Source organism: Microbacterium sp. NPDC080005 (assembly GCF_040702445.1).
Lineage (GTDB): Bacteria > Actinomycetota > Actinomycetes > Actinomycetales > Microbacteriaceae > Microbacterium > Microbacterium oleivorans_D.
Window position 1 is genome coordinate 908,130 of the sequence record NZ_JBFBLD010000002.1, and the last position, 22,241, is coordinate 930,370.

General features: G+C 69.1%; 26 protein-coding genes and 1 tRNA gene. 16 read left to right on the plus strand and 11 right to left on the minus strand.

Translation table 11 applies throughout. The annotated features are described in order from the left end of the window. Nucleotides 1-46 precede the first annotated feature (46 nt). Entirely contained in the window at nt 47-406 is a 360-nt protein-coding gene (locus tag AB0259_RS11230) for a hypothetical protein (protein WP_251583465.1), read from the plus strand. 9 nt (nt 407-415) lie between these two features. On the opposite strand, the gene AB0259_RS11235 is transcribed toward AB0259_RS11230, so the two are convergent. Beyond that, nucleotides 416-1,294, minus strand: a complete 879-nt coding sequence (locus AB0259_RS11235; protein WP_366221659.1) for an aldo/keto reductase — start codon at nt 1,292-1,294, stop codon at nt 416-418. Between the two features lie 72 nt (nt 1,295-1,366). Continuing rightward, nucleotides 1,367-2,119 carry an SDR family NAD(P)-dependent oxidoreductase gene (locus AB0259_RS11240; protein ID WP_251583456.1) on the minus strand — a complete coding sequence of 251 codons (753 nt, stop codon included), beginning with the start codon at nt 2,117-2,119 and terminating at the stop codon, nt 1,367-1,369. A gap of 164 nt (nt 2,120-2,283) precedes the next feature. Between AB0259_RS11240 and AB0259_RS11245 the strand changes: the two genes are divergently transcribed. After that, nucleotides 2,284-3,330, plus strand: a complete 1,047-nt coding sequence (locus tag AB0259_RS11245; protein WP_366221656.1) for an NAD(P)-dependent alcohol dehydrogenase — start codon at nt 2,284-2,286, stop codon at nt 3,328-3,330. Between the two features lie 107 nt (nt 3,331-3,437). Beyond that, nucleotides 3,438-3,782 carry a hypothetical protein gene (locus AB0259_RS11250; RefSeq protein WP_366221654.1) on the plus strand — a complete coding sequence of 115 codons (345 nt, stop codon included), beginning with the start codon at nt 3,438-3,440 and terminating at the stop codon, nt 3,780-3,782. 23 nt (nt 3,783-3,805) lie between these two features. Here the strand turns inward: AB0259_RS11250 and AB0259_RS11255 are convergent, their stop codons facing one another. The 3 genes from AB0259_RS11255 to AB0259_RS11265 all read right to left on the minus strand — a co-directional run bounded on the left by AB0259_RS11255 (nt 3,806) and on the right by AB0259_RS11265 (nt 4,897). After that, a complete protein-coding gene (locus AB0259_RS11255; protein WP_251583450.1) occupies nt 3,806-4,153 on the minus strand; it encodes a hypothetical protein in 348 nt (115 codons plus the stop codon). A gap of 69 nt (nt 4,154-4,222) precedes the next feature. Next, nucleotides 4,223-4,603, minus strand: a complete 381-nt coding sequence (locus tag AB0259_RS11260; RefSeq protein WP_251583448.1) for a hypothetical protein — start codon at nt 4,601-4,603, stop codon at nt 4,223-4,225. A 33-nt stretch (nt 4,604-4,636) separates the two neighbouring features. Beyond that, a complete protein-coding gene (locus tag AB0259_RS11265; protein WP_251583442.1) occupies nt 4,637-4,897 on the minus strand; it encodes a hypothetical protein in 261 nt (86 codons plus the stop codon). A 225-nt stretch (nt 4,898-5,122) separates the two neighbouring features. Between AB0259_RS11265 and AB0259_RS11270 the strand changes: the two genes are divergently transcribed. The 10 genes from AB0259_RS11270 (at nt 5,123) to AB0259_RS11315 (ending at nt 15,367) form a co-directional block, all read left to right on the plus strand. Continuing rightward, on the plus strand, nt 5,123-6,112 hold the full coding sequence (locus AB0259_RS11270) for a MetQ/NlpA family ABC transporter substrate-binding protein (RefSeq protein ID WP_366221651.1): 990 nt from the start codon (nt 5,123-5,125) through the stop codon (nt 6,110-6,112). A gap of 81 nt (nt 6,113-6,193) precedes the next feature. Then, nucleotides 6,194-7,243, plus strand: coding sequence for an ATP-binding cassette domain-containing protein (locus AB0259_RS11275; protein WP_366221649.1), 1,050 nt, complete (start codon nt 6,194-6,196; stop codon nt 7,241-7,243). Further along, on the plus strand, nt 7,236-7,901 hold the full coding sequence (locus AB0259_RS11280) for an ABC transporter permease subunit (protein ID WP_366221647.1): 666 nt from the start codon (nt 7,236-7,238) through the stop codon (nt 7,899-7,901). The genes AB0259_RS11275 and AB0259_RS11280 overlap by 8 nt, the downstream gene beginning before the upstream one ends. Continuing rightward, nucleotides 7,898-9,067 carry an acyl-CoA dehydrogenase family protein gene (locus AB0259_RS11285; protein WP_366221645.1) on the plus strand — a complete coding sequence of 390 codons (1,170 nt, stop codon included), beginning with the start codon at nt 7,898-7,900 and terminating at the stop codon, nt 9,065-9,067. The genes AB0259_RS11280 and AB0259_RS11285 overlap by 4 nt, the downstream gene beginning before the upstream one ends. Further along, a complete protein-coding gene (locus AB0259_RS11290; protein WP_366221643.1) occupies nt 9,064-10,077 on the plus strand; it encodes an aldo/keto reductase in 1,014 nt (337 codons plus the stop codon). The genes AB0259_RS11285 and AB0259_RS11290 overlap by 4 nt, the downstream gene beginning before the upstream one ends. Continuing rightward, entirely contained in the window at nt 10,074-11,267 is a 1,194-nt protein-coding gene (locus tag AB0259_RS11295) for an acyl-CoA dehydrogenase family protein (RefSeq protein WP_366221641.1), read from the plus strand. The genes AB0259_RS11290 and AB0259_RS11295 overlap by 4 nt, the downstream gene beginning before the upstream one ends. 22 nt (nt 11,268-11,289) lie before the next feature. Continuing rightward, nucleotides 11,290-12,678, plus strand: a complete 1,389-nt coding sequence (locus AB0259_RS11300; RefSeq protein WP_366221639.1) for an NtaA/DmoA family FMN-dependent monooxygenase — start codon at nt 11,290-11,292, stop codon at nt 12,676-12,678. Between the two features lie 111 nt (nt 12,679-12,789). Then, entirely contained in the window at nt 12,790-13,644 is an 855-nt protein-coding gene (locus AB0259_RS11305) for a sulfurtransferase (protein WP_366221637.1), read from the plus strand. Between the two features lie 125 nt (nt 13,645-13,769). Continuing rightward, nucleotides 13,770-13,940, plus strand: coding sequence for a hypothetical protein (locus AB0259_RS11310; protein WP_366221635.1), 171 nt, complete (start codon nt 13,770-13,772; stop codon nt 13,938-13,940). Between the two features lie 128 nt (nt 13,941-14,068). Then, the gene (locus AB0259_RS11315) at nt 14,069-15,367 is read left to right on the plus strand and encodes an alpha-amylase family glycosyl hydrolase (protein ID WP_366221633.1); all 1,299 of its coding nucleotides are present in this window, start codon (nt 14,069-14,071) and stop codon (nt 15,365-15,367) included. 65 nt (nt 15,368-15,432) lie between these two features. On the opposite strand, the gene AB0259_RS11320 is transcribed toward AB0259_RS11315, so the two are convergent. Further along, nucleotides 15,433-15,768 (minus strand): ATP-dependent DNA ligase, encoded by a 336-nt coding sequence (locus tag AB0259_RS11320; protein ID WP_366221631.1) that lies wholly within the window; start codon nt 15,766-15,768, stop codon nt 15,433-15,435. Nucleotides 15,769-15,991: 223 nt separating this feature from the next. Beyond that, a complete protein-coding gene (locus AB0259_RS11325; protein ID WP_366221629.1) occupies nt 15,992-17,248 on the minus strand; it encodes an MFS transporter in 1,257 nt (418 codons plus the stop codon). Nucleotides 17,249-17,316: 68 nt separating this feature from the next. Between AB0259_RS11325 and AB0259_RS11330 the strand changes: the two genes are divergently transcribed. Then, entirely contained in the window at nt 17,317-17,916 is a 600-nt protein-coding gene (locus tag AB0259_RS11330; RefSeq protein WP_366221627.1) for a TetR family transcriptional regulator, read from the plus strand. A gap of 35 nt (nt 17,917-17,951) precedes the next feature. On the opposite strand, the gene AB0259_RS11335 is transcribed toward AB0259_RS11330, so the two are convergent. The 3 genes from AB0259_RS11335 to AB0259_RS11345 all read right to left on the minus strand — a co-directional run bounded on the left by AB0259_RS11335 (nt 17,952) and on the right by AB0259_RS11345 (nt 19,579). Beyond that, nucleotides 17,952-18,025 (minus strand) — tRNA-Gly (locus AB0259_RS11335). A 65-nt stretch (nt 18,026-18,090) separates the two neighbouring features. Then, nucleotides 18,091-18,378 (minus strand): hypothetical protein, encoded by a 288-nt coding sequence (locus tag AB0259_RS11340; protein WP_251583406.1) that lies wholly within the window; start codon nt 18,376-18,378, stop codon nt 18,091-18,093. A 28-nt stretch (nt 18,379-18,406) separates the two neighbouring features. Next, nucleotides 18,407-19,579, minus strand: a complete 1,173-nt coding sequence (locus AB0259_RS11345; protein ID WP_366221625.1) for an MFS transporter — start codon at nt 19,577-19,579, stop codon at nt 18,407-18,409. Nucleotides 19,580-19,648: 69 nt separating this feature from the next. On the opposite strand from AB0259_RS11345, the gene AB0259_RS11350 reads away from it, so the two are divergent. Then, on the plus strand, nt 19,649-20,527 hold the full coding sequence (locus AB0259_RS11350) for a LysR family transcriptional regulator (RefSeq protein ID WP_366221623.1): 879 nt from the start codon (nt 19,649-19,651) through the stop codon (nt 20,525-20,527). 52 nt (nt 20,528-20,579) lie between these two features. Continuing rightward, nucleotides 20,580-21,617, plus strand: a complete 1,038-nt coding sequence (locus AB0259_RS11355; RefSeq protein ID WP_366221622.1) for a zinc-dependent alcohol dehydrogenase family protein — start codon at nt 20,580-20,582, stop codon at nt 21,615-21,617. Here AB0259_RS11355 and AB0259_RS11360 read toward each other — a convergent pair. Further along, a complete protein-coding gene (locus AB0259_RS11360) occupies nt 21,598-22,206 on the minus strand; it encodes a TetR/AcrR family transcriptional regulator (RefSeq protein ID WP_366221620.1) in 609 nt (202 codons plus the stop codon). The two genes, AB0259_RS11355 and AB0259_RS11360, sit on opposite strands and share 20 nt — an antisense overlap. Nucleotides 22,207-22,241: the final 35 nt, after the last annotated feature.

Here is a 22,241-nt window from a genome sequence, read left to right on the forward strand (position 1 = left end):
ACGCAAGCATTCCCAGGATTCTGTTCCCGCGTCACATAGTGGAGGCATGAGATGCATCACGTACGCCGGCGAGACCGTGGTCACGACCGATGACGTCGCGGAGGCTCTCGTCACGTTGACGGCCGCCGTCGCCGAACTCGGCCGGGCCGATGCCGTCACGATCCCGATCGTGTTCGAGAAGAACGGGGAGATCGGCGAGGCATCCCTCGTCATCGGCGTCGGCAACGACGTGCTCTCGGTCGCAACGGACTGGGATCGTCCCGAGCCGGACTTCTCGTTCGCCGCCGCTCAACTGCGCCGGCACCCGCACTTCCCCCGCGAAGACGCCGGCTCGGGGGACAGCGTGTACGACGAGGGGCCGGAGGCCTACTGGGACCCCGATCTCGACGGATTCGGCCGCGCCTGACGCGAGCGTTCAGTCCTCGACGCCCGGCGGGGGTGTGCCGAGCGACTCGACCGCCTCGAAGAACGCGTCGGGGACGTCAGCGTCGATGAGGGGACCGAGGGCGTCGAGCCGCGCGGTCGAGGTGATGCCCACGACGGTCGCATCGACGAGCGGGCTGCGCAGCGAGAAGTGGAGCGCGGCAGCGGCGAGGTCGACACCGTGCAGGTCGGCGAGGTCGCGGACCCTCTCGACGTGGGCGGCGAAGTCGGCGGGCATCGGCCGATAGCCGAACGAGCCGTCGCCGTTGGCGAGCGTGCCGCCCCCGAACGGCGCCGCGTTGAGCACGGTCATGCCCAGCGCATGAGCGGCCTCGAAGAGGGGTTCGGCGGTGCGGGTCACGAGCGTGTAGCGGTTGTGGGACAGGACGACGTCGAAGGCGCCGGTGTCGACGTACTCGCGGACCTGCGCAAGGGTACCCGAGGCGATGCCGATCGCGCCGATGACACCCTGGTCGCGCAGGTCGATCAGGGCCGGAACGGCGCCGCCCGGACCCATGGCCTCGGCGACGGTCAGACCGTAAGGGTCGTGCAGTTGATAGAGCGGAAGGCTGTCGAGTCCGAGCCGACTCAGCGACTCGTCGAGCGAACGCTTCACCCGCTCGCCGTCGAACGCGTCGGTCTCCGGGTCGCTGTCGGCCTTCGAGTAGATCCGCGTGTGGCCGGGCAGCCCGCCGGCGCGGCGGACGGCGTCGCCGAGGGCCTGCTCGCTGCGCCCGCCGGCGTAGTTGTTGCTCGTGTCGACATAGCCGAGCCGAGAGCTGATTAGGGCATCCGCCAGGTCGTCGGCGCCGGGCCGCTCACCCAGGCGCGAGGCGCCGAGGATGACGGGTGTGGGGGACAGGGTCTTCATCGGGGCCTCCCGGCGTCGGTGCGCGGTCTCGTCTTCGACGATACCCATCGCCGGGGACGAGACCGCGTCGCGTCAGTGCGCGGAGTAGCCGCCGTCGACGAGGTGGTAGCTGCCGGAGATGAAGGATGCCGCGTCGCTCAGCAGGAAGAGCGTGAGCGCCGCCACCTCGGCATCCGTTCCCAGGCGACCCGCCGCGTGCTCCTTCTCCAGCGCCGCGAGGGCATCTCCGGAGAGGCTCGCGCGCACGAGGGGCGTGTCGATGAAGCCGGGACCGACCGCGTTCGTGCGGACGCCCTGCGCGGTGTACTCGAGCGCGGCGACCTTCGTCAGCCCGACGAGGGCGTGCTTGCTGGCCACGTAAGCCGCGTTCTGGGCGATGCCGACCGAGCCGAGGACCGACGCCATGTTGACGACGGCCCCGCCGCCGGCAGCGACGATGGCGGGCAGCTGGAACTTCAGCCCATAGAAGACGCCGTCGAGATCCACCGCGCGCACGCGATCCCAGGCTTCGACGTCGTAGTCGCCGATGCTCTGCGGCGGGGCGCCGATGCCGGCGTTGTTCACGGCGAGGTGGAGACCACCGTAGGTCTCCTGGGCGAAGTGCACGGCCGCCTCGGCGTCCTGCCACTTCGCGGTGTTCTGCACGAAAGCGGATGCCGCGCCCCCGGCATCCGTGATCTGCCGCACGACCGCCTCGGCGGCCTCCTGCTTGATGTCCGTCACGACCACCGACGCGCCTTCTGCGGCGAGCTCCCGGGCGATCGCCGCGCCGATGCCGCTGCCTGCTCCCGTGACGAGAGCGGTCTTCCCATCGAACCGAGCCATGGATTCCTCCTTCGCGCGCGTCACCGTGACCTTCGCGGCGAGAGGTGCGCCTCTTGATGCAACGACCTCCGCGTGAGGACATTCCGCATCGCGACGCGCGTAGCGTGTGAATGGACGGATGCCTCGACCCGCGGCATCCGTCTGTCGAGCAGCAAGGAGAATCCATGCCCACCGTCGCCGCGTACGCCGCCCCCTCCGCGACCGATCCGCTCGTCCGCACGACGATCGAGCGCCGCGAGACCGGGCCGCGTGACATCCTCATCGCGATCCGCTACGCCGGGATCTGCCATTCGGACATCCACACCGTCCGGGGCGACTGGGGTCCGATCACGTATCCGCAGGTCGTGGGTCACGAGATCGCGGGCGACGTCGTCGAGGTCGGGAGCGAGGTGACCGATTTCGCGGTCGGTGACAGGGTCGGTGTCGGCTGCATGGTGAACTCGTGCCGCGAGTGCGAGAACTGCCGCGCCGGCATGGAGAACTACTGCCTGGAGGGCAACACGCAGACGTACGCCTCGGTCGACCGGGACGGTACGATCACGCAGGGCGGCTACTCGACGCACGTCGTCGTCGACCAGGACTTCGTGCTCCGCATCCCCGAGGGTCTCCCCTACGAGTCGGTCGCACCGCTGCTGTGCGCCGGCATCACCACGTACTCGCCGCTCGCGCACTGGAAGGTCGGGCCCGGCTCGAAGGTCGCCGTCGTCGGCATGGGCGGGCTCGGGCACCTGGGTGTGAAGCTCGCGGCCGCGTTGGGCGCCGAGGTGACGGTCCTCTCGCAGACCCTGTCGAAGCAGGAGGACGGCCTCCGGTTCGGCGCCGCTCACTACTTCGCCACGGGCGACGACGCCACCTTCCGCACCCTGGCCAACACGTTCGACCTCATCCTCAACACGGTGAGTGCGCCGCTGAAGCTTGATTCCTACCTGCGGATGCTGCGCCTGGACGGCACCATGGTGAACGTCGGTGCTCCGCCCGAGCCGCTGCCGCTGCGCGTGTTCACCCTGTTCGGCAACCGTCGGTCGTTCGCCGGATCGAGCATCGGGTCGATCGCCGAGACGCAGGAGATGCTCGACTTCTGCGCCGAGCACGGCATCGTCCCCGAGACCGAGCTGATCGGCGTCGACGAGGTCAACGAAGCCTACGAGCGGGTGCTGAATTCGGACGTGCGGTACCGCTTCGTCATCGACATCGAGACGCTGAAGGACTGAGTCCGGAAACTCCCGGTATCAGGTCACCTGAGGGTGTTACGCTCGCGCTAGTGCGCGACCTCCCCCGCCGGGTCTACCGGTACCGTCGCCCACGGAGAGACGGAGACATGCCGTACCGCAGTCGCGCCACCCTGCAGCAGTGGCTCGAGGATTTCGTGTCCGCGCGCGAGGACGGCGACCTGATCAAGGTCGTCATCCAGGACGACTCGTGGGGGGACGACGGTGGGCTGGTCGTCGTGCCCTTGCGGAACGCGTCGACGACCGTCTACGTGCGTCCGCCGATGGGCGAGGATCCACGCTGGCGCGTGGTGTTCGAGCCGCAGCTCGACGAGGTCGCCCTCACCGCCGAGGAGACGGCCGCTCTCGTGGCGGAGCTCGGGACCGCCGCCGAGCTCTGCGGGTACCTCGAGGTGCGGTCGGTCGCGCACAACGAGGCGACCCCGACGGCCTGAGGGGACCATGCGTCCGACCCGGGTCAGATGGTGGATGTCGGCCAGCTGGCGGCGGCGATCGGGTCGACCTCCGCGGCAGGGTCCGGTTCGGGGACGATCCGCAACCCGGTGGGGGAGTTCGCCGACGACATCAGCGCCTCGACCCACGCCGGGTTGATCGTCGTCCGCGCACGGGTGTCGAACCGGAAGTCGATGTCGGCAGCCGAGTGCACCCACTTCGATTCGCGCCCGCCGCCGAGGCTCACGTCGTGACTCCACGTGAAGATGAACGGCTCACCCCGGCGCAGCTTCGTGACGATCACCAGTTCGAGGTGAGCGATCACCCGATCCTCGAGTTTCACTGATGCGTTGCCGATCGTTATGCGTCCCACCTCGGCAGGCTCGGCGACACGGTGCCCCGCGCAGCAGGGGGTTGACTTCGTCTCACATCAGCCGCGCTTCTACGCATCGTCGACGTGCATGCCGCTCATCCGATCCCATTCGAGCGACTTGAACTGCAGGAACAGGCAGAGGTCGCTGGCGACAGCCACCTCCGCCGCGATCGCCGCCAACTTCATCGGCGACAGGGTCAGATCGCCCGGGCGGGAGGTGAGCGTCGTCTCCCACCGCGTGTTGTCGAGGCTGGCGGGCTGCATGTAGACCTCTGCGCCGCCATTGCCGAGATCGACGACGACCAATCCTGTGTCACGACCCTCCGAGCCGTCCTGAACAGCGACCTTGATCGTCACCCCGTGCGCCGCGCTCTCTGCGAGGAACTCCCTCACCCATGCTTCCAGAAGGGCCTTCGACCGCGCGGGCACCGGTGCAGGACGTTCTTCCACGAGTGCATCATGCCATTCGGGGGAGCCGTTCGGTCATTCCCATTCCCACGGCGTGGCCGGCATCGGCTCCCAGCTCGCGGCCGTCTGCTGCGTGGCGATACTCACCGTGCTGATCGAGGTGATGAGCAGCCGCACGTCGACGGCTTCCGGTGTCTGAAAGGTGACGAACTCCGCTCCGGATCTGGCAGCCGCGGCGACACTCCTCGCCAATTCGTCCACATCGGTGTCGTCCGCGAGCCGGAAGACGGCGCCGTCGACGGCGATCGTCGTCTGGGGCTTCTCCGGCTCGGTCACCCCGGCGACGATACCCTCATTTCGCTAGACGCCCTAGCGAAACTATCGCTGAAGCATTCTTCCTGCCGTCGGGAATCGCGGCGAGGGCGGCGGACCTTCAACTTCTGGCGTAAGACGCGGTAACGGCTCGTCACGGAACGTCCCGCACCGGACGGGCCGGTGCCCCGCGGGTTAGGAATGTGTCTCAGCCACACACCCACAGCTCGCACGAAGGAACGCCGCACCATGTCCGACCAGCCCCAGCACCCACAGAACGACCTCCGAACGGCGGTCGCCGGAGAGAAGAAGCGCACTCGCGTCGTGCTCTCCGTCGCCATCGGAGTGGTCGCCGTCGCCGCCATCGTGGGCGGCGTCGTGTTCGCCACCACCGCGTTCCGCGCTCCGGCTGCCGGCGCAGCCGGTGAGCCCGCAGCTGCGGCGGAGCCCATCAGCGTCAAGATGGCCGTGTCCGAGGACAGCCCGTTCCAGGACACGATCAAGGAGGTCGCGGCCGAGAAGGGCCTCGACATCGAATGGGTCAACGTGCAGGACTGGGTGCTTCCGAACACCGAGCTCGCGGCCGGTACGGTCGACGCCAACGCCTTCCAGCACATCCTCTACCTGAGCGCGTTCAACGCCGAGAACAACGAGGACCTGACTCCTGTCTTCTCCACCCTCATCACGCAGTGGGGCATCTTCTCGGCCTCCCTGGACGCGGTCGAGGACGTGCCCGACGGCGCGAAGATCGCCATTCCGGACGACCCGTCCAACGGCGGTCGCGCGCTGAACATCCTCGAAGCAGCGGGCCTGATCGAGCTCTCGGACGACAAGGGCGACTTCCCCTCGACCGACGACGTGACCGGGAACCCGAAGAACCTCCAGTTCGTGGAGATCGCCGCCACGTCGATCGCGCAGCAGTTCGACGACCCGAGCCTTGCGGCGGTGGTCGTGGGCACCTCGTACTTCGACCCCAGCCAGGGCATCACGACCGATGACGCACTGTTCCTCGACGACTCGCTCTCCGAGCAGAACCTCCCCTACGTGAACGTAATTGCCACCCGCGACGACAACAAGGACGACCCGGCGTGGGCGATCCTCAAGGAGGTCTACGCGGACGACCGCGTCGCCGAGGCGAATGTGGCGGAGAACGCCGATACGACGGTCCTGGTCGACGTACCCGTCGAGAAGCTCCGCGCGAAGCTGGCCGATCTCGAGGAGCAGGCAGGCTCCGAATAGGCCTGCCGCCCGCGACATCCCTCTCGGGGTCGTGGTGGACACTCGTCCGCCACGACCCCCTTCGACCGGAGAAGAGCACCCATGAGCACCGCCATATCGTTCGAGAACGTCTCCAAGTCCTTCACGGTGAAGGGCCGCACCTTCACCGCCCTGAACGACGTCAGCCTGACTGTGGAGAAGGGCGAGATCTTCGGCATCGTCGGATTCTCCGGCGCCGGCAAGTCCACCCTTCTGCGTACCGTCAATGCGCTCGAGCGACCCACCAGCGGCCGCGTCGTCGTCGACGGGCGGGAGATCTCCGCCCTGCAGGGCAAGGCGCTGTACGCCGCGCGCCAGAGCATCGGCATGGTGTTCCAGCAGTTCAACCTGCTGGAATCGCGGAACGTCTACAAGAACATCGCCTACCCCTTGCGGCTCGCGGGCCTCTCCGCGGACGAGACGCTGGACCGCGTCGAGGAGCTCCTGCGCTTCGTCGGGCTCACGGACAAAGCGCTGTCCTACCCGTCGCAGCTCTCCGGCGGACAGAAGCAGCGCGTCGGCATCGCCCGTGCTCTCGCCACCCGTCCCGACGTCCTCATCTCCGACGAGGCGACCAGTGCCCTGGACCCCCAGACCACCGGTGAGGTCCTCGACCTCCTCCGCAGAGTCAACGAGGAGTACGGCGTCACGATCCTGCTCGTGACCCACGAGATCGACGTGATCCGCGAGATCGCCGACAAGGTGGCCGTCATGGAGGACGGTGAGGTCGTGGAGCACGGCAGCGTCTACGACGTCTTCTCCGCGCCGCAGCATCCGACGACTCGACGATTCGTCTCATCCGTCCTGCACCACATCCCGTCGCCCGACGCGCTCGAGAAGATCCGCGCCGTCCACCACGGCCGACTCGTGCAGCTGGACGTCGAGGACCGGGACACCAATCATCCTTTCCTTTCCCAGGTGGCCCGCGACCACGGCGTCGACTTCAACGTCGTCTTCGGAGGCGTCGACGAGCTGCAAGGGCGCCTGTTCGGCAGTCTGACCGTCGAGCTGATCGGCGCCGATGAGGCGGTGGATGCCGCGATCGTCGGACTGCGGCGGACCACTTCCGTCACCGCGCTCGACGCACGCGTACCGGAGGTGTCTCATGCGTGACTTCGACCCCGATGCCTTCTTCCCGCGGCTGTGGAATGCCATCGGCGAGACCGGCCTCATGGTGACTGTCGCCTTCGCCGGCGCTGCCGTCATCGGAGTCCTGTTGGGACTCCTGCTCTATGCGAGCCGTCCGGGCAATCTGCTGCAGAACCGGTTCGTCTTCGGTGTGCTCAACTTCGTGATCAACGTCGTCCGTCCGATCCCGTTCCTCATCGTCGCCATCGCGGTCATCCCGCTCACGCGCGTCATCTTCGGAACGGGGCTGGGTCCGCTGCCGCAGACGATCCCGCTCATCATCGTGGCGTGCGTCGCCATCGCCCGCGTCTCGGAGTCGAACCTGGTCGCGGTCAGCCCCGGGTCGATCGAGGCCGGCGCGGCGATGGGGGCGAGCCCTGCGCGCGTGCTGTTCTCCATCGTCGTGCCGGAGGCGCTCGGCCCTCTGACGCTGGGACTGACCTACATCCTCGTCGCGCTCGTCGACGCGACGGCGGTGGCAGGCGTCCTCGGGGGAGGCGGGCTCGGGTCGCTCGCGATGAACTACGGGTACCAGCGCTTCGACTGGATCTCCGTGGCGATCGTCGTCCTCGTCCTCATCGCCCTCGTCCAGGCGGCGCAAATTCTCGGCAATGCGGTGGCTCGGAAGGTGATGCACCGATGACCCTGGACTTCGACGAGTTCGTGGCCCGCGTCGCCCCTGACGCCGCACGCCGGGAGCGCGAGCGCTGTCTGCTGACGGCAGAACTCGCCGAGCTGCGCGAGATCGGCTTCGGCGCGTGGAGGGTGCCGGAGGCCTTCGGCGGGTCGCCCCTGCGCCTCGAGGAGCTGTTCGCCCGCCTCATCCGTCTCGCCAGCGCCGACGCGAGTCTGGGCCATGTCTGGCGCGGTCACATCGCCTTCGTGGAGTCGCTTCGACAGCAGCCTGCGGCCGTCGCGGCACCGTGGTTCGCGCGTGTCCTCGCGGGCGACTTCGTCGGCAACGCCCAGTCGGAGCGTCACGACACCGCTCGGCTCGAAACCCGCATCGACCGGTCCGCTGGATCGCCCGTCCTGTCGGGCACGAAGTACTACACGACCGGCAGCATCTATGCCGACTGGATCCATCTGGCGGCGCTGGACGGCGACGAGCGGGTCGCCGTCACGGTGTCGGCGCACCACGACGGAGTGCGCTCGACCGATGATTGGGACGGTTTCGGTCAGGTGCTCACCGGCAGCGGCACCACCGTCTTCGACCGGGTACCGGTCGGCGAGGACGGCATCGTTCCGCCCTCCGGTGATCCCGCCGGTGCGCGGTGGCATCACCTCGGGTCGGTTCTCCAGCTGGCGCTCATCGCCGTCATCGCAGGAATCGCGCAGCGCGCTCTCGACGACACCGTCGCCTTCGTGACGCCGCGCCGTCGCACCTTCGGGTTCGCCGGCGAGACCCTGCCCCGGGAGGATCCGCTGGTCCAGCTCGTGGTGGGCGAACTCAGCGTCGCCGCAGCGACCGCGCGACGACTGGTGCTGTCGGTCGCCGCCGACCTCGAGGACGCCTCGGAGTCGCGCGCCAGCGTCGAGCGCATGCGCGACATCCACTTCGACGTGTTCCGACTGCAAGAGCTCGTCCCTCGGCTCGTGCTGGATGCGACGACCCGGCTGTTCGAGGTCGGCGGAGCCTCGGCGGTGGGCAACGCCTACGCCCTTGATCGGCACTGGCGCAACGTCCGCACGATCGCGTCCCACAACCCGGTCATCCAGCGGACCCGTGCGCTCGGGCAGTTCGCTCTGACCGGCGACCTCCCCGACTGGCGGGCGCCCGCCGCGGACCGCTCGGAGGCATCCCGATGACCCTTCCCTCGATCACGCTCGGCGATGGGCTCATCGTTCCTGCCCAGGGCTTCGGGACGATGTCGCTCACACACGCCTACGGGCCGGCGGATGAACAGGAGTCGATCGCCACCCTTCACGCCGCCATCGACGCAGGAGCATCCCTCATCGACACCGCCGACATCTACGGCAGCGGCGCGAACGAAGAACTGGTCGGACGTGTGGTCCGTGCCCGGCGGGACGAAGTCGTCCTCGCGTCGAAGTTCGGGTTCCTTGCCGACCCGGATGCCGACGGTCTGCGGGTCCGCGGAGACAAGCCCTACGTCCGTGCGGCCGCGCGCCGGAGCCTCCGGAGGCTCGGTGTGGAACGCATCGACCTGTACTACTACCACCGGGTCGACCCCCGGGTGCCGATCGAGGACACCGTGGGCGCGATGGCAGAGCTCGTCGATGACGGACTGATCGGCCACATCGGCCTGAGTGAGGCGACGGCTGCGGAGCTCGCGCGTGCTCACACCGTGCACCCCATCGCGGCCGTGCAGAGTGAATGGTCGATCTGGAGCCGGGATGTCGAGGATCACGTCATCCCTACGGCGGTGGACAGGGGAGTGGGCTTCGTGGCGTACTCGCCGCTCGGGCGAGGTTTCCTGACCGGGGCCGTCAGCGCGGATGCCCCGCCGGATCCGACCGACAGTCGTCGCAACTTCCCGCGGTTCGACGCGGAACGTCTCCGCTCGAACGAGGTGATCGCTGATGCGGTGCGTCGACTCGCGGACGACGAGGGAGTGAGCCCCGCCCGGCTTGCATTGGCCTGGCTCTACGACCGGGCGGATGCGCTCGGTGTGGCGCTCGCGGCGATTCCCGGCACGCGTCGCGCCGACCGGGTCCGGGAGAACATCTCCGCGCTCGGGTACCGCCCGTCCACCGACACGGTCGTAGAGCTCGATCGCCTCGCGGCGCTGGTGCAAGGGGATCGGGCGCGCGATCCGCTCACGATCTCGCAGGGGCGCGAGCGGACCGCTGGCGCATGAGTCGCACCAGCGATGCCGTCCGGAGGTTCAGCGCCGTCTTCGACGAGGTGGGCCGGGAGGCCGTCACCCGCGAACGCGACCGGCGGCTTCCGCACGCCGAGGTGTCAGCGCTGCGCGAGGCCGGCTTCACGAAAGTGACGCTTCCCGAGGAGTACGGCGGTGGAGGTGAGCCGCCGTCCGTTCTCTTCGAGCTCCTCGCCGAGCTCGCCCGTCGGGACCCGAACCTCGCGCAGCTGTTCCGTTCGCACTTCTCCTTCGTCGATCGCACCGTCCTCGCGGCGCCGTCACCGCAGCGCACCCGCCGCCTCGAACTGATCTCGTCGGGCGCGATCGTCGGCAACGCCAGTCATGAACGGTCGGCCGCGAAGGTGGGGACTCTGGCCACGACGCTCAGCGACTCGCCGGACGGACTCGTGCTGGACGGCACGAAGTACTACAGCACCGGCACCCTGTTCGCGGACCTCGTCTCCGTCGCCGCCCAAGATGACGACGGGGCTCTCGTGTCGGCTCTGGTCCCCACGAACGCCGCGGGCGTCGAGGTCATCGACGATTGGACAGGCTTCGGTCAGCGCATGACCGGCAGCGGTACGACGGTCTTCCGTGCTGTCACGGTGACGGAGGATGCCGTCTCGCGCCGACTCTCGGGCGGACCGTCACACGGCGGAGCCTTCGTGCAACTGGTCCTGCTCGCGACGGTCGCGGGCATCGGTCGGGCGATCGTCGACGACGCCGTCCAGTTCGTGCAGACCCGCACCCGGACCTTCAGCCACGGCTCGGCGGCCACGGCCCGCGAAGACCCGATCGTGCAGGAAACCGTCGGCAGACTGTCCGCTCTCGCATTCGCCGCCGACTCGGCGCTCGCCGCCGCCGCCGCGGGCCTGGACGAGTCGACGACGGCGCAGCGGAGCGGGGTCTCGGGGGAGCCGCTCCGTGCGATCATCGAGCCTGTGGAGGCATCCACCACTCGTGCACAGCTCGTCGTCCTTCCGTCGGTCCTCGAAGCCGCCACCCTCCTCTTCGAGGTGGGTGGCGCGAGCGCGGTCGATACGCGGCTCGCCCTCGACAGGCACTGGCGCAATGCCCGAACGATCGCGTCCCACAATCCCGCGCCCTTCAAAGCCCGAGCCCTCGGCGATCTGCTCCTCAACGACGTTCCCGTCCCGGGATGGTGGAGCACAGGTGAGGCGTGACGACGACCCCGAAAGGCATCGAATGACCGAGCCCAAGAAGCTCATCCTGAACCTGTTCGAGATGAACACGGTGAGCCACATCACCCATGGACTGTGGACCTTGCCGGGCAACAATCGGCATCGTTTCAACGACATCTCCTACTGGCTCGAGCTGGCCCAGATCCTCGAGCACGGCGGGTTCGACGGCATCTTCCTGGCTGACGTCGTCGGTGCGTACGACGTCTTCCGCGGTGGCCCGGAGACGGCCATCCGCGAAGGGCTGCAGATCCCGTCGAACGACCCGCTCCTCGTCATCCCCGCCATGGCCGCGGTCACCGAGCGGCTCGGCTTCGGAGTCACGTTCTCGACGAGCTACGAGCCGCCGTTCGCCTTCGCACGTCGCATGTCGACCCTCGATCACCTCACCAACGGGCGCGTCGGGTGGAACATCGTCACGTCCTACCTCCCGAACGCGGCGCGCAACTTCGGCCTCGCCGAGGAGATCCCGCACGACCGTCGCTACGCCATCGCCGACGAGTTCCTCGACGTCGTGTACAAGCTCTGGGAGGGCTCGTGGGATGACGGCGCGGTCATCGCCGACGCGGCGGGGAAGACATACACCGATCCCTCGAAGGTCCGCTACATCGACCATGTCGGCGAGAACTTCCGTGTCGCCGGTCCCCACCTCAGTCAGCCTTCCCCGCAGCGCACACCCGTCCTCTACCAGGCCACGGGGTCGCCGGCCGGGATCGCATTCGCCGGTCGCCACGCTGAGCTGGTCTTCACCGGGGGAAGGACGACCGCGGACTTCGTCCAGAACGCCGAGCGGATGACGGATGCCGCCGCGCGTCACGGGCGCACGGCGGACGACCTCAAGTTCATCGTTCAGGCGGGTGTCGTCGTGGGACGCACGGAGGAGGAGGCGTCGGGCAAGTGGCGCACCTATCGCGAGCAGACCAGCCTCGACGGCATCCTCGCCCACTCCGGATTCCCCTTCGATCCGACGGTGTTCCCCAGGGAGACCCTCGTTCGTGACGCCCTCGCGCAGGCCGGGATCCCCGAGAAGGCGGTACCGACCGCCGCCCCCGACACCACGATCGGTCAGCTCATCGACGGGATCGCCGGTGGACGGGAAGGCCGGTTCTTCGTCGCCGGGACGCCGCGCGTCGTCGCCGACGAGATCGAACGGTGGCTGGACGAGGACGGCATCGACGGGATCAACCTGCGCCAGTACCACTCCTTCGACACGGCTCGCGACTTCGCCGAGCTCGTCGTCCCCGAGCTGCGCGCGCGGGGGCGGTTGCTCGAGGGCGGACCGACGCTGCGGGAGCGGCTGTTCGGTCGGGGACCACGGCTGCCCGAGAATCACATCGCCACGCGCTATCGCGGTGGGGCGAACCTGACCGTCCCGGTGCCGCCTCTCTTCGGCTGAGAAAGCGCGCGAAGACCTCGGTCGGCCGCGCGTGTGAATGAATGTGACGAACCTCTACCTCGTGTTTCACACGCCCGTTCCGGGTCAGCGCGACGCCTGGACGATGGGGGGATGTCGCACCTGGTCACTGTCGAGGAACTCGCCACCGAGCTGGCCTCCGGTGCGCCCCCGCGTCTGCTGGACGTGCGGTGGCGTCTGAACGAGCCCGAGGGTCGTCCGGCGTACTTGAGCAGCCACATCCCTGGCGCCGTGTACGTGGATCTCGAGCGCGAGCTCTCGCGACTCGGACACCCGGAGGAGGGCCGCTACCCGCTCCCGGACACCGCGCAGCTCGAGCAGACGGCACGTCGCTGGGGTCTCAACGACGGTGACCGCGTGGTCGTCTACGACGACAACGACGGAGTGGCAGCCGCGCGTGCGTGGTGGCTTCTCCGAGGTCACGGAGTGCTCGTCCGGCTCCTCGACGGCGGTTTTCCGGCATGGCTGTACTCGGGGAATCGCCTCGCACGCGGTGATCACAGCTCGGCTCCGGGGGGTGTGAGCCTGGGTGCGTCGCACCTCCACACCGTCTCGATCGACGAGGTCGCGAGCGCCGACCGGCCGGGATCGCTCGTCGACGTCCGCGCGCCGCAGCAGTATCGAGGTCAGGTCAGCGGCCTCGAGGCCGACGCCGGTCACATTCCGGGTGCCATCAACATCCCCACAGTGACCCACATCGACTCGCGCGGGCGCCTCCTGCCACCGGACCGCATCCGTGAGACCCTGAGGTCCCACGGTCTGGAGCCGGGTGTCCCCGTCACTGTCTACTGCAACAACGGGATCGCTTCTGCCCATTCGGCGCTCGCGTTCGAGTCGGCGGGCTATCGGCCGCAGCTCTATCCCGGCGGGTGGAGCCAGTGGAGCAGGTCACCGGGGCGTCCGATCGCCATCGGGCGAACCCCCGCCGACGTCATCGTGGCGGCGTGACCGCGGAAGCCGTGGTCTGACCGGGACGGAGACGCGAAACCTCCCGCCGTCAAGGGGCTCCGCACGCCTCTCACGCCGCTGTCAGGGTCCGAGCCTGTCGTGTTCGGAACTGCTGAGGAGCGCTCATGTCACACATCGCTGTCAAGGCCGCTGCGTCAGCTGGTGCGGGAGCGGCGATGTCCGTCATTCCCCTCTCCGCGGGAGCGCCTGAGCTCGCTCCGCTGATCGGATGGGCGGTGGCGGCCACCAGCTTCCTCGTCTGGTCGTGGACGGCCGCGTGGCCGGCCGGGCCCTGACCGCTCCGCGCACGGAACGGACCGCCCCTCGCGACGGTCCGTTCCGTGCGTCGGACCGTCGGATAGCAGAGAGGCGATCGGGGAGGTAGGGCACACGCAGGATCTCGGGCTCTGCGTACGGTCGATGTATGCACCGCGAACGGGAATGGGCTGACTCGGCGATGTGGTGGCACGTGTATCCGCTGGGGTTCACGGGCGCACCGATCCGCGAGCGCAGGGGGGAGCAGGCGACAGCGCATCGCCTCACCCGCATCGAGGCATGGCTCGACCACGTCGTGGAGCTCGGGCTCAATGGAGTCGTCCTCGGGCCCATCTTCGCCAGCAGCACCCACGGATACGACACCATCGACTACTTCCGCATCGACCCGCGGCTGGGTGACGACGCCGACGTCGATCGGCTTCTCGCCGCGGCACACGAGCGCGGCATCCGCGTGGTGCTCGACGGTGTCTTCAACCACGTCGGCCGTGAGCACCCTGCGTTCCACGAAGCGCTCACGACCGGCTCGTCTGACCTGTTCCGTGTCGGCGCGAACGGTTCGGTGGAAGTCTTCGAGGGGCACGAGGCCCTCGTCACGCTGGACCACTCGTCCGACGCGGTCGTCGCCCTCGTCGTCGACGTGATGGATCACTGGCTCGAGCGCGGCATCGATGGCTGGCGCTTGGACGCCGCCTACAGCGTGCCGAGGGCGTTCTGGGCGCGGGTGCTTCCTGCCGTCCGTGAGCGGCATCCGCATGCCTGGTTCCTCGGCGAGGTCATCCACGGCGACTATGCGCACATCGTGACCGAGTCGACGATGGATACGGTGACGCAGTACGAGTTGTGGCAGGGCATCTGGCACGGCATCGCGGACGACAACCTCTTCGAACTGCAGCACGCGATAGGCCGGAACAACGACCTTCTCGCCGGTTTCGTGCCGTACACCTTCGTCGGTAACCACGACGTCACCCGCATCGCCTCAGCCGTGGGGCCCGGTTTTGTGCCCCACGCTCTCGCGGTGCTCTTCACCGTCGCGGGCACGCCGGCTGTCTACGCAGGAGACGAGTACGGCGCGACGGGGATCAAGGAGGCGCGACTGGGCGGTGACGACGCCGTGCGACCCGAGATGCCCGAGGCGCCGACGCCACGCGAGCAGCTCGATCCGGCTACGGAGCGGATGCTGTCTCTCACACAACGGCTCATCGCACTCCGGCGGCGCCATCCATGGCTCACCCGCGCGCACACCGATACCGTCCACATCGCGAACGGCACGATCGTGCTGAGAACCGCCACATCGGCGGAGGCGATCGTGACCGCGTTGAACATCACCGACGAGGACGTGATCCTCCCGGCGGCGGATGCGTCCGCGGTGCTCGCCGGGGAGGGCGCCGCACTGCATGGCGCGACTCTCTCGCTGTCTCCGCGCGGGTGGGCCGTCCTCGGCAGGTGACCTTCACGCTCCTGCCCGGGTCTCGGCTCGAGCCGCCGCCCTGCGCGGTGAGCCGGGTGCGGTCGTCAGATCACGTCCATCGTGGTGACCGAAGCCTGCCCGTCCTCGGGCGGTTCCGACACCAGGTACAGCCCCGTCGTCCCGTTCGCGAGCTGGGCGAGCTTCTCCAGCCACATCCGATTTATGTGTGGTGCGCGGCTGCCGAAGTACTTGAAGTCGAGGTCCGCGGCGGGGTGGATCCACACCGCCCGCCGACCATCGCCGACGCTCGGGTCCTCCCGCCAGGTGAAGAAGAACGACTCTCCTCGCCTCAGCTTGTTGCCCATGACGATCTGAAGATGGGCGAGCGGCCGGTCCTCGACATCAACCCGAACGTGACTGTTGAAGCTGAAACGACCCATCTTCGGCCTCCGGCCCTGAGCGCGACAGGGCGAACACACCGCCGAACGATGTTGTGGATCCAGCTTGTCAACGTCTCCTCATAGACGGTCGACCTGCACACAGCGCCGGCCGAGGGGGTTGTGGATGAGCAACGCGTGTGCATTCCCGTTCGTCCGGTGGTCTGCTCCTGATTCGCGGTACCGCCGTGGCCCAGACGGACACCTGCGCGGGCAGCTTTCACCTCTATCGGGCGGCCCCCTTCGCCACATCGACGATCTGCGCGCGCCCGACGACGACCGCCGCGAGGATCATGAGAATCGCGCCGAGCCAGTACGGGGCGGAGGGCGCCACGGCGGCGTACAGAACGCCGGCGAGCAGTGGCGCGACCGTGCTCATCGCAGCGGTGAGCGACTGCGTGGCGCCACCGAGCCAGCCCTGCTCGTCGTCCCCGACCGCATTCGACATGGCTCCGTCCATCGCGGCCTGCGACGCGCCCTGACCGGCGGCGAGCAGCAGCGCTCCCATCACGAAGATCCACGGTTGGGCGACAAGGGAAGCAACTACTGCCAGTGCCACCAGGCCGAACATCTGCGCAGCGATCCCGCTGATGATCACTGCGCGCTCGCCGAGTCGCGGCAGGAGAACGCCGAGCAGGGCGCCCTGGATGACGATGTCGAGGATGCCGACGGCCGCGATGAGCAGGCCGATGGCCGTCGGACCCCAATGGATGGCGTCGAAGGCGAGCACGCTGAAGTTGTTCACGAAGAATCCGAAGGGCAGGGCGAGCACACCGAAACCGATCAGCAGACCGCGCAGTTCCGGACGGCGGAAAGCGTCGCGGAACACCGCGAAGGGGTGCAGATCGCGGAGGGCGATCGCGGTGATCCGGTTCGCGGGTCGCAGGCTCTCGGGAAGCAAGGAGAAGGCGAGGACGGCGATGACCAGGGAGATGGCGGCGGTGACGAGGACCGGCAGGTGGACGTCGATACCTGCGAGGAGACCACCCACAGCAGGACCGACCATGGTCCCGATGCCCGAGAGGGCGCCGAGGATCCCGAAGCGCCGTGCGCGTCTCTCCGGCGGGGTGATATCGGCGAGATAGGCGAAGAGAGCCGGAAGGTCGCCCGCGGTCGCGCCCTGGATCATCCGCGCCAGCAGGAGAAGCCAGATCGACCCGCCGACGCCGAACAATGTCATGCCGGCCGCCGCGCCGAAGGCAGCCACGATGATCACCGGGCGGCGTCCGAATCGGTCCGACAGGCGCCCGAGGAGTGGAGCGGCCAGAAAAGCGCAGAGCCCGTTGACGGCTTCGAGCACTCCCACCCACATGGCGAGGTCGCTTTCGTTCGACACGTGGTCGAGCACCACGAACGGGAGGACGGGGAGAACCACCGTCATGCCGGCGGTGGTGAGCATCGTGAGGGCGATGAGCATCGCCCACGCCCGACGGCTGTCGTCAGCGGCGGTGGCCCGCTCGACACCATGGAAAACTGAGGTCATACCGACACTGTACCGATACCACTTTCGGTGTCAATACAGATATGGATCGGTTTCGGTAGGGTGGGTCCATGGAGAACCCGCCCCTCGGTCGTCGCGAGCGGAAGAAAGCTGCGACGCGGAAGAACATCTCCGATGTGGCGACCCGGATGTTCCTCGAGCGCGGCTTCGACGCGGTGAGCGTCCGAGAAGTCGCGGAGGCCGCCGACGTGTCGCCGACGACTGTTTTCGCTCACTTCCCCCAGAAGGAGGCACTCGTCTTCGACGAGGACGATGAGCAACGCGCGCGGCTCGTGGCGGCAGTTCGCGAGCGGCTTCCCGGGGTATCCATCCATCGCGCCCTCTATGACTTCTACGCGGAGGAGATCCGGGTCAACGCGTCAGAGCATGGCGATGGCGTCGCCCGGCGATTCATGCAGTTCCTCAACGACACCCCCGCGCTTCGCGACTACGGGGCGCGGATGTGGCTGCGTCACGAAGTGTCCCTGGCGGACGCGATCGCTGGCGAGCTGGGCATGTCTGCTCCCGATCACGAGGTGCGCGTGTACGCACGCTTCGTCCTTCAGATACAGATCCTGGTGAGCCAGAGTGAGGACGCCCGCGCGGTGCTCGACGCGGGGTTCGGACTGCTCGAGCCCGGATGGACGGCTGTCGAAGCGTCGGCTTCGTGAGCGGTGGCCGATGACCACGCTGGACGAGCGACAAGTGGAGGGGCTGACGGGAATCGAACCCGCGCTGTCTGCTTGGGAAGCAGAAGTTCTGCCATTGAACTACAGCCCCGTGCGCCCGGAGGCACCCGGCAAGCCTAGCAAGACCGGGAGCCTTCCGTTCGACGGCGCGGGTGCTCAGTCCGTCGACGGAGGCGGGTTGCCCGGTCCCTGCGGGGGAGCGGGCGGCTGCCCGGGGTGCGGTGGCTGGCCGCCGGGGTACCCGCCGCCCGGGTAGGGCGGTCCGGGCCGCGGGGCGAAGGTCATGCCGCTCTCCTGCATCGCCCGCAGCATCCCGTTCTTCACCGCCGTCCGCTGGATGAGGTAACCCACCCAGATCAGGAGGGCCAAGAAGCCCACGTACAGCACGATCATGAGGATGACCAGGCCGACACCGAGTCCTGCGAATTCCCCGTATCTGTTCATGCCCCGCACCCTATCGGCGCCGTCCGCGTCAGTCACGCACGGCGAGCGATGAGATCGCCACGAGCACGCCCAGGACCGCGACGAGACCCGCCAGCGCGAGCCACCCGCCCGCCGTCCAGGCCACGGCCCCGACGGTGCCGAGCACGCTCGACCCCACGTAGTAGGCGACGCTGTAGAGCGCGACCGCGTGCTGCCGACCCGATCCGCCTGCCCGCGCCGTCGCCGCGTTGGCGGTCGCGTGAGCGAGGAACATCCCGGCCGTGATGAGCAGGATGCCGCCGACGATGACCGGCACAGGCGGCGCGATCGTGACCGCGGCGCCGACGGCCATCAGCACGCCCCCGGCGACGAGCGGCATCCGCGTGCCCCACCGGTGGACGAGGGCGCCCGACAGGCGCGAGGTCACCGTGCCCGACAGGTAGGTCAGGAACACGAGCGAGACCGCCGTCGCGCTGAGGAAGTACGGCGCCGCCTCGAGTCGGAAGCCGATCGCGTTGAATACGGCGACCATCGCCCCGACGACCATCGCCCCGATCCCGTAGAGCGGGAGCGCCCGCACATTGATCGCCTGACGCAGCAGCGTCCGCAGGCTCGTCCGCAGCGGTATGCCACGGTGGGGGGCGGTCGGGGGCAGCAGTATCGCGAAGAGGATCGTGAGCGCTGCAGCGAGCACGCCCAGCAGCTCGAGCGACAGACGCCAGCCGACGAGCTCACCGAAGGGAGCCGCCACGAGTCGTCCCGCGAGACCGCCGACGCTCGTCGCCGCCACGTACGCTCCCGCGGCGACCCCGGCGCGGTGCGGGCCGGCGGCTTCGTGCAGATACGCGATCGCGAGGGCGGGGATGCCGCCGAGCGCCGCCCCGAGCAGGAACCGGCCCGCGAGCAGCCCGGCGAACCCCGGCAGCAGCGGCGACGTCACCGCGATGGCGGCCGCAGCCACCGCCGCAACCTGCAGCATCCGTCGACGGCCGAAGCGGTCGGCGGCGAGCGCCCACGGCACGATCGCGAGCGCGAGCCCCAGCGTGGCGGAGGACACGACCCACGACGCGTCCGCGGCCGTCAGACCGTAGGTCTCGGCGATTCCGGTCAGCAGGCCCTGCGGGGCGTAGAGCACCCCGAACGTCGCGATCCCCGTCGTCCACATCGCCGTGCCCAGCCTGCGGGGTGCGGCGGTCGCGGTCGGGATGTCGAGGGTCGTCACTCACTCAACGGTAGGCATCCTTCTCATTCACTTCCAATACCGATACAGGTGCAGCGATAACATCAGCGCATGGATTCGGACCGCCTCCTCGCGCTGCTCCCGCATCTGCCTCTGCTCGACGCCCTCGGACGCGACGAGCACGTCACCCGCGCGGCGCAGGCCTTGGGCGTTGCGCAGCCGAGCGTGAGCCGCGCGCTCCGTCACCTCGAGGCTGAGCTCGGCGTCGCACTCGTCGCCCCCGAGGGCCGCGGCATCCGGCTCACTGCGGCAGCCAGGCGCATGCTGCCCGGCGTCCGGGTCGCGCTCCGCGCGGCGCAGGATGCGATCGACTCGCTCGACGAGGCGCGCGCCACCGTGTCGCTCGCCTTCCAGAACTCACTCGGCGAGAATCTGGTGCCCCGACTCGTGCGGCGCCTCCGCGAAAAACGCCCCGACATCCGCATCCGGCTCTGGCAGGGCGCGCGCGACGGGTGTCTCGCCGAGCTCGCCTCGGGGCGCACCGACCTCGCCATCGTCTCGGGGGCGGCCGCCGGTGGTAACGCATCCGTACACCTCTACGACGAGCCGCTCGTCGCCGTCGTGCCGGCCGGTCACCGCCTCGCGAGCGCCCGGCGGGTCACGCTCGCCGACGTCGTCGCCGAGACCCACGTCACCCTCAAGCCGGGCTACGGACTGCGCCGCACGCTGGAGCAGCTCTTCGCGGCCGAGGACGCCGAGCTGCGGATCGCGTTCGAGGGCGACGACCTGCGCACCCTGCATGGCCTCGTCGCGGCGGGCCTCGGCATCGCGGTGGGACCGGAGCTGCCGCATCCGCTCGACGGCTGCGTCCAGCGCCCGATCGACGACCCGCGCGCCGTCCGCGACATGGGCGCCGTCTTCCATCCGGCGACCCGTCCGCCGGCCGTCGACGACGTGCTGCAGGTGCTCATCGAGATCTCGCGCGCATGAGCGCACCGCCCGCGGCGGCACAATCGAAGGAGCGGATGCGACGGAGGACAGAGTGCGCGCGATGATCATGGACCGGATCGCCGGCCCCCTCACCGTGACCGAGGTGCCCGACCCGGTCGCCCCCGCCGGCGGTGCGGTCATCGAGGTGCACGCCACGGGCCTGTGCCGCAGCGACTGGCACGCGTGGGTCGGCCACGACGACATCTCGCTGCCGCACGTGCCCGGCCACGAGTTCGCGGGCGTGGTCGCGTCCGTCGGGCCCGGCGTCGACCGGTGGAACGTCGGCGACCGCGTGACAGTCCCCTTCGTCTGCGGATGCGGCCGGTGCGAATGGTGCCTCGCCGGCGACGCCCAGGTGTGCCCGAACCAGCAGCAGCCGGGCTTCACCCACTGGGGGTCGTTCGCCGAGCGCGTCGCGATCCACGCCGCCGACCGCAACCTCGTCACCGTGCCGGAGCAGATCTCCCTCGAGTCCGCCGCGGCGCTCGGATGCCGCTTCGCCACCGCCTACCGTGCCCTCACCGCCCGGGCGCACCTGCGCGCGGAGCAGTGGGTCGTCATCGTCGGCGCCGGTGGTGTCGGCCTGAGTGCCGTCATGATCGCGACCGCCCTCGGCGCGCGCGTCATCGCCGTCGACCGGTCCGCCGGCGCGCTCGAGGTGGCCCGCACGCTCGGCGCCGAGCATGTCGTCCTCGCGGACGGGGCCGACGTCCCCGCCGCGGTCCACGGCCTCACCGGAGGCGGCGCGCACGTGTCGATCGACGCGGTCGGCAGCGAGCAGACCTGCGCGGACGCCGTCCTCAGCCTGCGGCGCCGGGGGCGGCACGTCCAGATCGGGCTGCTGCCCTCGGCATCCGGTCTCTCCGCAGTGCCCATGGCGCGCGCTATCGCGTGGGAGCTCGACCTGCTCGGCAGCCACGGGATGGCGGCCGAGGACTACGCCGGGATGCTGGAGCTCATCACGCGCGGTGCGCTGAGCCCCCAGGAACTCATCGGACGCACGGTCTCGCTCGCGGAGGCGGCCGCGATGCTGCCCGACATGGACTCCGCATCGCCGGCCGGGATGACGATCATCGATCCGCGACGCTGACGGACGCCGGCAGGAGCAGCGCGTCGAGCGCGACGCGCATCGCTGCGACGGGGTCGGTGTCATCGGCGAGCCAGCGCACCTGGATGCCCTCCCACACCCCGATGACGAGGTCGGCGAGCATCGTGGCATCCGTCGTCGTCGTCAGTCTGCCGAGGGACCGGTCGTGCTCGATCGCGGCAGCGTACTCGGGGATGACGTCGGCGTACCGCGCCCGCAGCCACTCGTGCGCCTCGTGGTCGACGTGCGTGGCTTCGGCCTGCACCACCGTGAACATGCGCACCAGCTCGCGCCGGCGGAGGTTGCGCTCGACGATCGCGAGCACCGTCGGGATGAAGCCGTCACGTGCGGCGCGCTTGGAGAAGTCGGTGTCGGCGGCGTCCTCCTGCGACAGGACCGCCGCCAGCAGGGACACCTTCGTCGGGAAGTGGTGCATGACCGTGGTGAGGCTGAGATCGAGCTGCTTCGCGATCTGGCGGAGCGACCCGCCGCGGTAGCCGTGCGTGCCGAAGACGGCCGTCGCGCTCGCGATGATCTCGCTGCGCCGTGCGGCGGACTTCGCGTAGGGGCCCCGGGCGGGCGCTTCGGTCATGAGGGCAGTGTAGATCGATCGAAACCGTGCAGATG